Raw genomic sequence first — 11,149 nt, forward strand, 5'->3', positions numbered from 1 at the left:
GCCTGCGGGCGGCTTTTTCACGCCCGCGCCGCGGCCGGGCTCAACACGTAGCCGAACCGCGCGGGCATCTCGCCGAAGGCCATCTCCTGCGGCTGCCACAGCAGGGCGTCCACGGCGTCCGCGGCCACCGGCGTGTCCAGCGAGTGCACCAGGCCGAAGCCCAGGTCGCAGGCCAGGTACAGCCGGCCCAGCTCGTCCAGCCAGGCCGACTGCGGCTGCGCCGGCCGGCCGGTGTGGCTGGTGACGGCCGGCGCGGCCTGGCCGGCCATGGCCTGCAGCCGCCAGACCCACGGCGCCGCCTCCAGCTCCACGTACACGCGCTGCGGGCCGTTCTGGAAGAACCAGGCGCCCGCCGGGTCGGCCTCGTAGTTGCGGCCGATGAACTCGATGAGCTTGTCGTGCACGATGCGGCTGCCCTTGGGGTGGGGGAAGCGGCCCGCCGCCTGCGTGCGGTCGTCGCGCATGTACCAGTCGCCGCGCGCGTCCAGCGCCAGCCAGTCGAAGCAATGCGGCACGTTCGGCCACTTGGCCAGGGCCGCCTTCACGATGTCGTCCATGACGGGGTTCTACGCCGGGTGGGCGAGCCAGTCCACCACGGCCTGCGGCATGGCCTGCACATGAAGGGGCATTCGGGAGGGGACAGCCACCGCGGGAAAGCCCACGTGGCCCCCGTGCGCGGGCTGCCACAGGGTGACGAAGCGGCCCGCCTCGGCCGGGGCGGGCAGGCTGGCGGCGGGCACGAAGGGGTCGTTGCGCGCGTTCAGCGCCAGGGCCGGCACGCGGATGCCCGCCAGGCCCGGCTTGGCCGACGCCCGGCGCCAGTAGTCGTCGGTGCCGGCGAAGCCGTGCAGCGGGGCGGTGAACAGCTGGTCGAAGGTGTACAGGTCGCGCGCGGCGAGCAGCGCATCGCGGTCGAACAGGCCCGGGTGCTGGGCCCACTTGGCCAGCGCCTTGGGCTTCATGCTGCGCAGGAACATGGGCGTGTACAGGCGCCGGTTCAGGCCGCGCCCGATCGCATGCCCGCCGGCGGCCAGGTCCAGCGGCGAACACACCGCGGCCACCGCATGCACCGTGCGCGCCGCCGTCTCGCCGGCCTCCCCGGCCCAGCGCAGCAGCGCATTGCCGCCCAGGGACACGCCGGCCACGTGCAGGCGCTGGCCGGCCCGCTCGTGCAGGCGCGCCAGCACCCAGCCGACCTCCTCGAAATCCCCCGAGTGGTAGGCGCGCGGCGCCAGGTTGAGCTCGCCCGAGCAGCCGCGGAAGTGGGGCACGGCGAAGTGCCAGCCGCGGCGTGCGGCCACCTCGGCGAAGGCCTCCGCGTAGTGGCTGCGCGAGCTGCCTTCCAGGCCATGGAACAGCACGAGCCAGGGCGCCCCGGCCGCCGGCGCGTCCTGGAAGTCCACGTCGATGAAGTCGCCGTCGGGGGTGGTCCAGCGCTCGCGCCGGTACACCGGAGGCGGCCCCTGCACGCGGCGGCCCCAGAGCGCCGGCACGATGGTCTGCAGGTGGCCGCCGGGCAGCCAGGCCGGCGCGGCGAAGCGCTGCATGCGACTTCGCCTGTTCAGTGCAGGGTGGACGGCGCCTCGACCACCTCGGGCGGCTCGGTGGCGGTGCCTGCGCTGGCGTGGTGGGCCACCAGCCGCCAGCCCTGGGCGGTCTTGAAGTAGACGTTGGTGGCCATCACCCAGCCGGTGCGCGCCGTCTCGGCGGTGGTGAGCACCACCCGCTCCACCACGCTGTGCACCGAGGCGGTCATTGACTGCACGGTGCGCAGCCGCTCGGGCTGCACCTGCACCGTGCCGCCGGAGAAGATGGCCTCGAAGGCCGCGCGCACGGCCGCCGGCCCCACCAGGCGCGGGCCGCCCGGGTGCACGCAGACGATCTCCTCGTCGTCGGCCCACACGGCCATGAGCTTGACGATGTCGCCCTCGCGCAGGGCGTCGTAGAACTGGGCCTCGACGTCGTCGGGCGTGGCCAGCAGGGCGGCCTTGGGCGGCTGGGCAGGCATGGGCGATCGGCTCGTCAGCGGAAGACCACCGTCTTGTGGCCGTTGATCAGGACACGGCGCTCCACGTGCCAGCGCACCGCGCGGGCCAGCACCACGCATTCGACGTCGCGGCCCACGGCGGTGAGGTCGTCGGCGGACAGCGAATGGTCCACGCGCTCCACGTCCTGCTCGATGATGGGGCCTTCGTCCAGGTCGGGCGTGACGTAGTGGGCCGTGGCGCCGATGAGCTTGACGCCGCGCGCGTGCGCCTGCGCATAGGGCTTGGCGCCCTTGAAGCTGGGCAGGAAGCTGTGGTGGATGTTGATCGCCCGGCCGGCCAGGCGCTCGCACAGCGCGGGGCTGAGGATCTGCATGTAGCGCGCCAGCACCACCAGGTCGATGCGCTCGGCGTCGATCAGCGCCTCGATGGCGGCCTCCTGCGCGCGCTTGGCCTCGGGGCCCGCCCCGGCGGCGAGCGGCAGGTGGTGGAACGGCAGGCCGTGGCTTTCCACCAGCGCCTGGTGGGTGGTGTGGTTGGACACCACGGCGGGGATGTCCACCGCGAGCTGGCCGCTGCTCCAGCGGAACAGCAGGTCGTTCAGGCAGTGGCCGTGCTGGCTGACCATCAGCAGCACACGCGGGCGGTGCGTGAGCGCGTGGAAGGTGGCCCGCATGCCGAACTGCTGCCGCACATGGGCGAACAGCCGGTCCAGCGTGGCGCCGTCGGCCAGTTGCTCGGGCGCCTCGAAGTGCACCCGCATGAAGAACAGGCCGGTGGCGTCCTCGCCCTGCACGTCGCCGAACTGCTGCGAGTCGAGGATGTTGCAGCCGGCCTGGTAGAGCAGCCCGGAGACGGTGTGCACGATGCCCTTGGCATCGCGGCAGGCCAGCGTGAGGACGAACTCGTGGGAACGGTCGGTGGCGGCCATGGCGCGGGTGGGCTGAAGGAGCCGCGATTGTACGAACCGTGCACCCCCGTCCCGCCCACCCCGGGGCGCGCACCGGGTGGGGCGCACCAGCCTGAAGCGCGGGTGCGCAACTTGCATGCACCCCCGGCGTGCCGACCCCGGAACTGTGCCTTGCGGTGATCACCGCCACCGCCCATGTGCCCGACCTCGCCGACGACGAGGGCTGGGACGAGGCGCTGCGCCTGCGCGACCTGGTGCAGGGCCTGCGCGCGGGCGGCTACCGCATCGCCGGGGTGCTGGGCGCCGACGCGCAGTTGCCGGATCGCCTGGCGGCGCTGTCGCCCGACGTGCTGATCGTGGACGCCGAAAGCGGCGCCCGCGACGCCATCGAGCACGTGGTGTGGGCGATGCGCGAGGCGCCCCGCCCCATCGTGCTGTTCACCGAGGAGCACGACCCCAGCCACATGCGCGAGGCCGTGGCGGCCGGCGTGGTGGCCTACGTGGTGGCCGGCCTGGCGCCCGAGCGGGTGCGGCCCATCATCGACGTGGCGGTGGCGCGCTTCGAGCACGAGCAGGGGCTGCGCCGGGAGCTGGCGCGCGCCCAGGGCCGGCTGGCCGAGCGCGCGGTGGTCGACCGGGCCAAGGCCCTGCTGATGCAGCGCCACGGCCTGCCCGAGCCCCAGGCCTACGCCCGCCTGCGCAGCACCGCCATGCACCAGGGCCTGACCATCCACGAGGTGGCCCGCCGCCTGATCGAGCTGGCCGACCTGCTGGGATGACGCCGCCGCGCGGCGGCGCGCCCCGCCCTGGTGCGCGGCTGGCGCCGCCTGCGCTGCCGCGGGGCAGGCCGGCCGCCGCCGCGGCCCGTCGCCGGGGTGGCCGGCCTGGCACGGGGGTTGCGTAGGCCTCGGCGTGGCTCAACGAGGGGCCACGCTGACTTCCAGGTTTGTTGGACACAGGCGTCCGCGGTCGGAGACCTCCGTCTCCCGCCCCGGACGCCTCTTTTTTTTCTGCCGCCGCTTGACGAGGAACCCGACCATGCTCGCCGCCCCCGCTTCCCGACCCGGCCCCAGCCTGGGCACCCCGCCCGCCGTCGACCTGGGCCGACGCCGCCTGCTGCAGGCCGCCTCCGCCGCGGCCACCGGCGCGGCGGCCGGCTTCGGTGCCCCGCGGGCCTGGGCCCAGGGCTCGGACAAGCCCGAGAAGGAGGAGGTGCGCATCGGCTTCATCCCGCTGACGGACTGCGCCTCGGTGGTGATGGCCGCCGCGCTGGGCTTCGACCGCAAGTACGGGGTGAAGATCGTGCCCACCAAGGAAGCCTCCTGGGCGGGCGTGCGCGACAAGCTCGTCAACGGCGAGCTGGACATGGCCCACGTGCTGTGGGGCCTGGTCTACGGCGTGCACCTGGGCGTGTCGGGCCCCAAGAAGGACATGGCGGTGCTGATGAACCTGAACCACAACGGCCAGGCCATCACGCTGTCGAAGAAGCTGGCCGACAAGGGCGCGGTGGACGGCGCCTCGCTGGCCAAGCTGATGGCCACCGACCGGCGCGACTACACCTTCGCCCAGACCTTTCCCACCGGCACGCACGCCATGTGGCTCTACCACTGGCTGGCCACGCACGGCATCCACCCGCTCAAGGACGCCAAGGTGATCACCGTGCCGCCGCCGCAGATGGTGGCCAACATGCGCGTGGGCAACATGGACGGCTTCTGCGTGGGCGAGCCCTGGAACCACCGCGCCATCATCGACGGCATCGGCATCACCGCCGCCACCACGCAGCAGATCTGGAAGGACCACCCCGAGAAGGCCCTGGGCACCACGGCCGACTTCGTGAAGAAGCACCCCGCCACCTGCCGCGCGGTGATCATGGCCATCCTGGAGGCCAGCCGCTGGATCGACGCCAGCCTGTCGAACAAGCAGAAGATGGCCGAGACCATCGCCGACAAGGCCTACGTGAACACCAGCGTGGAGGCGATCAACCAGCGCATCCTCGGGCGCTACCAGAACGGCCTGGGCCGCACCTGGGACGACCCCGACCACATGAAGTTCTTCAACGACGGCGCGGTGAACTTCCCGTACCTGTCCGATGGCATGTGGTTCCTCACCCAGCACAAGCGCTGGGGCCTGCTGAAGGACCACCCCGACTACCTCGGCGTGGCCAAGGCCATCAACCAGGTGGACCTGTACCGCCAGGCGGCCTCGGCACTGAAGGTGAACGTGCCCAAGGACGTGATGCGCAGCTCCCGGCTGATCGACGGCAGCGTGTGGGATGGCAAGGACCCGGCGCGTTATGCCGACAGCTTCAAGGTGCGCGCATGAAGCCCGTGCTCGATCGACTGGCCGCCACGCTGCTGCCGCCGCTGGTGGGCATGGCGCTGCTGGTGGGGGTGTGGGCGCTGCTCACGCAGAAGGGCGGCTCGTTTCCCACGCCGGCTGCCACCTTCGATGCCGCCGTGGCGCTGTTCGCCGACCCCTTCTACCGCAACGGGCCGAACGACCAGGGGATCGGCTGGAACATCCTGAACTCGCTGCAGCGCGTGGCGCTGGGCTTCGGCCTGGCGGCGCTGGTGGGCATTCCGCTGGGCTTCGTGATCGGGCGCTTCCGCTTCGCCGAGCGCATGGTGAGCCCGCTGATCAGCCTGCTCAAGCCGGTGTCGCCGCTGGCCTGGCTGCCCATCGGCCTGCTGGTGTTCCAGCGCGCCGATCCGGCCGCCATCTGGACCATCTTCATCTGCTCGATCTGGCCGATGGTGGTGAACACGGCCGTGGGCGTGCAGCGCGTGCCGCAGGACTACCTGAACGTGGCCCGGGTGCTGAACCTGTCGGAGTGGAAGGTGATCACGCGCATCCTGCTGCCGGCCGTGCTGCCCTACCTGCTGACCGGCGTGCGCCTGTCGGTGGGCACGGCCTGGCTGGTGATCGTGGCCGCCGAGATGCTGACCGGCGGCGTGGGCATCGGCTTCTGGGTGTGGGACGAGTGGAACAACCTCAACGTGCAGCACATCCTGGTGGCCATCTTCGTGATCGGCATCGTGGGCCTGCTGCTGGAGCAGGCGCTGATGCTGCTCGCCCGCCGTGTCGCCTTCGAGTGATCTGCCCAGGAGCCTGACCATGACCGCCTTCATCGACATCCAGGGCGCCGAGGTGGTGTTCGCCACCCCCAAGGGCCCCTTCCAGGCGCTGCGCGACATCCACCTGCAGGTGCAGCGCGGCGAGTTCGTCACCCTCATCGGCCACTCGGGCTGCGGCAAGTCCACCCTGCTCAACCTGATCGCCGGGCTGCAGCGGCCCTCGGCCGGCGTGCTGCTGTGCGACAACCGCGAGATCGCCGCGCCGGGCCCCGAGCGCGCCGTGGTCTTCCAGAACCACTCGCTGCTGCCCTGGCTGACCTGCTTCGACAACGTGCAACTGGCCGTCGAGCGCGTGTTCGGCGCGCGCGAGACGCGGGCGCAGCTCAGGGCCCGCACGCAGGCGGCGCTGGCGCTCGTGGGCATGTCGCATGCGGCGCACAAGCGGCCGCACGAGGTGTCGGGCGGCATGAAGCAGCGTGTGGGCATCGCCCGGGCGCTGGCCATGGAGCCCAAGGTGCTGCTGATGGACGAGCCCTTCGGCGCGCTGGACGCGCTCACCCGCGCCCGGCTGCAGGACGAGCTGCTGAAGATCGTGGCGCGCACCGCGAGCACGGTGGTGATGGTCACGCACGACGTGGACGAGGCGGTGCTGCTGTCCGACCGCATCGTGATGATGACCAACGGCCCGGCCGCCACGGTGGGCGAGGTGCTGGCCGTGCCGCTTCCGCGCCCGCGCGACCGCGTGGCGCTGGCGGAGGACGCGGCCTACGTGCATGCCCGCAAGGCGGTGATCGACTTCCTCTACACCCGCCACGCCCACGTGGAGGCGCAGGCCGCCTGAGGCCCGCTCAACCCGCCCAGCGCGTCAGCACCGCCGCCGGGTCGGCCGGGTGGCGCGGTGCGCTGGGCGCGCGCGGCGTGCCCGCGATCACCCAGGCCAGCAGCTGCTCGCCGGGCTGGCAGAACGCGTCGCGCACCGGCGGGTCGTCCACCGAGCAGCCGCTGAGCACCTTGGCGCCATAGCCCTGCAGGTGCAGCGCGTTGAGCAGGTTCATCAGCGCCGCGCCGGCACTCGCCCACTGCTCGCGCGCCGGCACGTCGGGCTCGTCTTCGTGGATGCGCACCACCATGGCCAGCAGCGCGGGCCCGTTGAAGGCGCGTTCGCGGGCGCGTGCCACCTCGTCGGCGCCCTGGCCGCGCAGGCGGGCCCCCTGCACGAAGCGATCGGCCAGCGCCTCGCGCTGGTCGTCGCCCACCTGCACCAGGCGCCAGGGGCGCAGGCCGCGGTGGTCGGGGGCGCGCAGCGCCAGGCCCACCGCCCAGGCGATGTCCTCGTCGGTCGGTGCCGGGGCCACCAGGTGGCGCGGGCCCACGGAGTGGCGCTCGGCCAGGCGGCCCAGCAGGTCCGCCGGGCTCGGCCGCGCCGACGCGGGGTCCGGGGAGGGGGAGGAATCGGCCATGGCGCGATTCTGCGGGCGCGGCACCGCCTTGGGCGCCCCGGGGCTTCACCCGGCTTTGCCCCGGATCAAAGCCAGATGAGAACGAGTCGCATTAAATCCGGCCATGCGCTCCCCCGCCGCCCCCACCTCGTCGCTGGACGACCTGCAGCCCGGTGACTCCGCGCTGATCGCCGCCGTGCACACCCCCGCCGACCTGGAGCGGTGGGGCCCCTGGCTCACCGCCCTGGGCTTCGAGCCGGGCGAGCCGGTGCGCCTGATCTCGCGCGCGCGGCCGGGCGGCGACCCCCTGTGCGTGCGCGTGGGCAGCTCCACCTACGCCCTGCGCCGCGCCGAGGCCGCCTGCATCCGGGTCTGGCGCGACGCCCCCGGGGACGCCCGATGAGCGCCGCCACGGCCGTCGTCCACGTGCACCGCGGCGGGCCGCTGGTGGCGCTGGTGGGCAACCCCAACTGCGGCAAGACGGCCCTGTTCAATCGCCTCACGGGCAGCCGCCAGAAGGTGGCCAACTACGCGGGCGTGACGGTGGAGCGCAAGGAAGGCCGGCACACCACCGCCAGCGGCCGGCAGCTGCGCCTGCTGGACCTGCCCGGCACCTACAGCCTGCACCCCCGCTCGCCCGACGAGCAGGTGACCACCGAGGTCCTGCGTGGCCATGCCCGCGGCGAGAAACGGCCGGACCTGGTGGTGTGCGTGGTGGACGCCACCAACCTGCGCCGCACGCTGCGCCTGGTGCTGGGCGTGCGCCGCCTGGGCCTGCGCTGCGTGGTGGCGCTGAACATGGCCGACCAGGCCGCGCGCCGCGGGCTGCACATCGACCCCGAGGCGCTGTCGCGCGCGCTGGGCATGCCCGTGGTGGCCACCGTGGCGGTGGCGCCGCAGGGCGACGCCGCCCTGCGCCGGCTGCTCGACGACCCCGAGGCCTGGTCCGGGCCGGCGCCCGCCGACGGCGCGCCCCCGGCGGACCCGGTGCACCACCCCGGTGGCGACCACGCCGCCGTGCGCGACATCCTGCGCCAGCTGCAGCTCGACGAGCTGCTGCCGCACACCGCCACCGACCGCATCGACACCGTGGTGCTGCACCCGGTGGCCGGGCCGCTGCTGCTGGCGGTGGTGCTGTTCACCATGTTCCAGGCGGTGTTCCTGGGGGCCGAGGCGCCCACCGCGTGGATCGAAGCCGCCACGGCGTGGGTCGGCGAGGCCGTGTCCGCCGCGCTGCCCGAAGGCGCGCTGCGCAGCCTGCTGGTGGACGGCGTGATCGCGGGCGCGGGCGGCGTGCTCGCCTTCCTGCCGCAGATCCTCATCCTGTTCTTCTTCATCCTGGCGCTGGAGGAATCGGGCTACCTGCCGCGCGCGGCCTTCCTGCTGGACCGGCTGATGGGCAAGGTGGGGCTGTCGGGCCGCTCGTTCATCCCGCTGCTGTCGAGCTTTGCCTGCGCCATCCCCGGCATCATGGCCACGCGCAGCATCGCCGACCCGCGCGACCGGCGGCTGACGATGATGCTGGCGCCGCTGATGACCTGCTCGGCCCGCCTGCCGGTGTACGCTCTGCTCATCGGCGCCTTCGTGCCGGCGCAGACCCTGGCCTTCGGCATCGGCCTGCAGGGCGCCGTGCTGTTCGCGCTGTACGTGGGCGGCGTGGTGGGCGCGGCGGGCATCGCCTGGGCGCTCAAGCGCTTCACCGCGGCGGGCCGCCAGGTGCGCCCGCTGATGATGGAACTGCCCAACTACCACTGGCCCTCGCCGCACAACCTGGCGCTGGGCCTGTGGCAGCGCGCCAGCATCTTCATGCAGCGCGTGGGCGGCATCATCCTGGTGCTCACCGTGGTGGTGTGGCTGCTGGCCAGCTACCCGCTGCCGCCCGAGGGCGCCACCGCGCCCGCCATCGAGTACAGCCTGGCGGGTCGGTTGGGCCACCTGCTGGCACCGCTGTTCGAGCCCATCGGCTTCAACTGGCAGATCTGCATCGCGCTGGTGCCCGGCCTGGCCGCGCGCGAGGTGGCGGTGAGCGCGCTGGGCACGGTGTACGCGCTGTCGGCCACGGGCGACGACACGGCCCAGGCGCTGGCGCCGCTCATCGCCAGCCAGTGGAGCGTGGCCACCGCGCTGTCGCTGCTGGCCTGGTACGTGTTCGCGCCGCAGTGCATCGCCACGCTGGCGGCGCTCAAGCGCGAGAGCGGCGGCTGGCGCGCGCCGCTCACCGTGACCGCCGGCTACTTCGGCATCGCCTGGGCGGCGTCCTTCGTCACCTACCGCCTGGCGCTGGCGGCCGGGCTGGGGTGAGCGGGCGCACCGGGACAAGGAGCCCCGTGCGGGCCGAGGCGAAATGGTCCGTTCGGGCTGAGCCTGTCGAAGCCCCCGGGCGCGCGCGCCCGAGCCCTTCGACAAGCTCAGGGCGAACGGACGGCGAGGTGGCCCGACCCTTCGACAAGCTCAGGGCGAACGGGTGGCGGGGTGGCCCGACCCTTCGACAAGCACGGGGCGAACGGATGACGGGGGGCCGACCCTTCGACAAGCTAGGGGCGAACGGATGACGGGCGGCCGACCCTTCGACAAGCTCAGGGCGAACGGGGGTGAGGTGCGCGTGCCAATGATCCGTTCGGGCTGAGCTCGTCGAAGCCCGCCCTCGTTCAGGACGAACGGGAGTGAGGTGAGGGAACGGCCCCGCCGCTCACTCCACGAACAGCAGCGCCGGCGCCTCCAGCAGCGCACGGATGCGCTGCACGAACTGGGCGGCCTGCATGCCGTCCACCACCCGGTGGTCGAACGAGGACGACAGGTTCATCGTCTGGCGCACCACCACCTGGCCGGCGCGCACCACCGGCTTCTCGACGATGCGGTTGACGCCCACGATGGCCACCTCCGGCATGTTGATGACCGGCGTGGTGACGATGCCGCCCAGCTTGCCCAGGCTGGTGAGCGTGATGGTGGAGCCGGCGAGTTCGTCGCGCGTGATGCGGCCGCTGCGTGCGGCGTCGGCCAGGCGGGCGATCTCGGCGGCGTTGGCCCACAGGTCGTGGGCCTGCGCGTCGCGCAGCACGGGCACCATCAGTCCCGCATCGGTCTGCGCGGCGATGCCCACGTGCACCGCCTCGTGGCGGCTGAGCGTGCCGGTCTCGTCGTCGAAGCGGGCGTTGAGGTCAGGGAACTCGTGCAGCGCGATGACCATGGCGCGCACCAGGAAGGGCAGCACGGTGAGCTTGCCGCGCGCCGCGCCATGGCGCTGGTTGAGCTGCTCGCGCAGCAGCTCCAGCTCGGTGACGTCCACCTCCTCCACGTAGCTGTAGTGGGGGATGCGGCGCTTGGCCTCCTGCATGCGCTGGGCGATCTTGCGGCGCAGGCCGACTATCTTCACCTCGTCCACGCGGCCGCTGCCCGCCGGCACGCGGGGCCGCACGGCCGGCGGCTCCATGCGGGCAGCCGGCGCCGCGGGGCGCGACGGCACCACGACGGCCGCGGGGGCGGGCGCGCGTGGCGATGCACCATGGCGCTCGACATGGGCATCGAGGTCGGCCTGCAGGATGCGGCCGCCCGGGCCGGTGGCACGCACCGCGGCGAGGTCCACGCCCAGCTCCCAGGCGCGGGCGCGCACCGCGGGCGACGCGATGGGCCGCGCGCCCGGCGCCGCGGCCAGGGCGTCGGGGCGGTGCGCCGGGGCCGCAGGGGCCGGGGGGGCCGCGACCGGGGGCCGCGCGGGCTCGGGCAGCGGGGCCGTGGCGCGCG

The 11,149-nt window shown here is 73.3% G+C and carries 12 protein-coding genes; 6 read left to right on the plus strand and 6 right to left on the minus strand.

Annotation, left to right across the window (positions count from 1 at the left end; all coding sequences use genetic code 11):
* Positions 1-17: 17 nt before the first annotated feature.
* Genes ACE3UN_RS08550 through purU form a run of 4 tightly spaced genes read right to left on the minus strand, consistent with a single transcriptional unit; the run spans position 18 to position 2,916 of the window.
* Positions 18-557: a DUF2946 family protein gene (locus tag ACE3UN_RS08550; protein ID WP_374674507.1), complete on the minus strand. Its 540-nt coding sequence runs from the start codon at positions 555-557 to the stop codon at positions 18-20.
* A gap of 9 nt (positions 558-566) precedes the next feature.
* Positions 567-1,547, minus strand: a complete 981-nt coding sequence (locus tag ACE3UN_RS08555; RefSeq protein ID WP_374674508.1) for a YheT family hydrolase — start codon at positions 1,545-1,547, stop codon at positions 567-569.
* A gap of 14 nt (positions 1,548-1,561) precedes the next feature.
* Complete coding sequence (locus tag ACE3UN_RS08560; RefSeq protein ID WP_374674509.1) at positions 1,562-2,008, minus strand: nuclear transport factor 2 family protein; 447 nt, start codon at positions 2,006-2,008, stop codon at positions 1,562-1,564.
* A 14-nt stretch (positions 2,009-2,022) separates the two neighbouring features.
* Positions 2,023-2,916, minus strand: coding sequence for a formyltetrahydrofolate deformylase (purU, locus tag ACE3UN_RS08565; protein WP_374674510.1), 894 nt, complete (start codon positions 2,914-2,916; stop codon positions 2,023-2,025).
* A gap of 128 nt (positions 2,917-3,044) precedes the next feature.
* Between purU and ACE3UN_RS08570 the strand changes: the two genes are divergently transcribed.
* The 4 genes from ACE3UN_RS08570 (at position 3,045) to ACE3UN_RS08585 (ending at position 6,810) form a co-directional block, all read left to right on the plus strand.
* Positions 3,045-3,674, plus strand: a complete 630-nt coding sequence (locus tag ACE3UN_RS08570; protein WP_374674511.1) for an ANTAR domain-containing response regulator — start codon at positions 3,045-3,047, stop codon at positions 3,672-3,674.
* A gap of 259 nt (positions 3,675-3,933) precedes the next feature.
* Entirely contained in the window at positions 3,934-5,217 is a 1,284-nt protein-coding gene (locus ACE3UN_RS08575) for a CmpA/NrtA family ABC transporter substrate-binding protein (RefSeq protein WP_374674512.1), read from the plus strand.
* Positions 5,214-5,990, plus strand: coding sequence for a nitrate ABC transporter permease (ntrB, locus tag ACE3UN_RS08580; protein ID WP_374674513.1), 777 nt, complete (start codon positions 5,214-5,216; stop codon positions 5,988-5,990). Before ACE3UN_RS08575 ends, ntrB begins: the two co-directional genes overlap by 4 nt.
* Positions 5,991-6,009: 19 nt before the next feature.
* Positions 6,010-6,810: an ABC transporter ATP-binding protein gene (locus tag ACE3UN_RS08585; RefSeq protein WP_374674514.1), complete on the plus strand. Its 801-nt coding sequence runs from the start codon at positions 6,010-6,012 to the stop codon at positions 6,808-6,810.
* Positions 6,811-6,817: 7 nt separating this feature from the next.
* Here ACE3UN_RS08585 and ACE3UN_RS08590 read toward each other — a convergent pair whose 3' ends face one another.
* Positions 6,818-7,429 carry a nitroreductase gene (locus ACE3UN_RS08590; RefSeq protein WP_374674515.1) on the minus strand — a complete coding sequence of 204 codons (612 nt, stop codon included), beginning with the start codon at positions 7,427-7,429 and terminating at the stop codon, positions 6,818-6,820.
* A gap of 103 nt (positions 7,430-7,532) precedes the next feature.
* Here ACE3UN_RS08590 and ACE3UN_RS08595 point away from each other — a divergent pair, with 103 nt between their 5' ends.
* Together ACE3UN_RS08595 and ACE3UN_RS08600 are read left to right on the plus strand one after the other, a co-directional pair.
* A complete protein-coding gene (locus ACE3UN_RS08595) occupies positions 7,533-7,811 on the plus strand; it encodes a ferrous iron transport protein A (RefSeq protein WP_374674516.1) in 279 nt (92 codons plus the stop codon).
* Complete coding sequence (locus ACE3UN_RS08600; protein ID WP_374674517.1) at positions 7,808-9,709, plus strand: ferrous iron transporter B; 1,902 nt, start codon at positions 7,808-7,810, stop codon at positions 9,707-9,709. The genes ACE3UN_RS08595 and ACE3UN_RS08600 overlap by 4 nt, the downstream gene beginning before the upstream one ends.
* 388 nt (positions 9,710-10,097) lie before the next feature.
* Here ACE3UN_RS08600 and ACE3UN_RS08605 read toward each other — a convergent pair.
* Positions 10,098-11,149, minus strand: a 1,052-nt coding sequence (locus ACE3UN_RS08605) for a dihydrolipoamide acetyltransferase family protein (RefSeq protein ID WP_374674518.1), incomplete at its 5' end; no start/stop codon positions are given.

Source organism: Ideonella sp., assembly GCF_041918995.1.
In the GTDB taxonomy this organism is placed as follows: domain Bacteria; phylum Pseudomonadota; class Gammaproteobacteria; order Burkholderiales; family Burkholderiaceae_C; genus Ideonella.

Excerpts from the sequence above, each read along its gene's own strand:
- ntrB (WP_374674513.1), top strand. The coding sequence starts at position 5,214 with ATGAAGCCCGTGCTCGATCGACTGGCCGCCACGCTGCTGCCGCCGCTG.
- ACE3UN_RS08575 (WP_374674512.1), top strand. The coding sequence starts at position 3,934 with ATGCTCGCCGCCCCCGCTTCCCGACCCGGCCCCAGCCTGGGCACCCCG.
- ACE3UN_RS08585 (WP_374674514.1), top strand. The coding sequence starts at position 6,010 with ATGACCGCCTTCATCGACATCCAGGGCGCCGAGGTGGTGTTCGCCACC.
- ACE3UN_RS08595 (WP_374674516.1), top strand. The coding sequence starts at position 7,533 with ATGCGCTCCCCCGCCGCCCCCACCTCGTCGCTGGACGACCTGCAGCCC.
- ACE3UN_RS08560 (WP_374674509.1), bottom strand. The coding sequence starts at position 2,008 with ATGCCTGCCCAGCCGCCCAAGGCCGCCCTGCTGGCCACGCCCGACGAC.
- ACE3UN_RS08555 (WP_374674508.1), bottom strand. The coding sequence starts at position 1,547 with ATGCAGCGCTTCGCCGCGCCGGCCTGGCTGCCCGGCGGCCACCTGCAG.
- ACE3UN_RS08600 (WP_374674517.1), top strand. The coding sequence starts at position 7,808 with ATGAGCGCCGCCACGGCCGTCGTCCACGTGCACCGCGGCGGGCCGCTG.
- ACE3UN_RS08590 (WP_374674515.1), bottom strand. The coding sequence starts at position 7,429 with ATGGCCGATTCCTCCCCCTCCCCGGACCCCGCGTCGGCGCGGCCGAGC.
- purU (WP_374674510.1), bottom strand. The coding sequence starts at position 2,916 with ATGGCCGCCACCGACCGTTCCCACGAGTTCGTCCTCACGCTGGCCTGC.
- ACE3UN_RS08550 (WP_374674507.1), bottom strand. The coding sequence starts at position 557 with ATGGACGACATCGTGAAGGCGGCCCTGGCCAAGTGGCCGAACGTGCCG.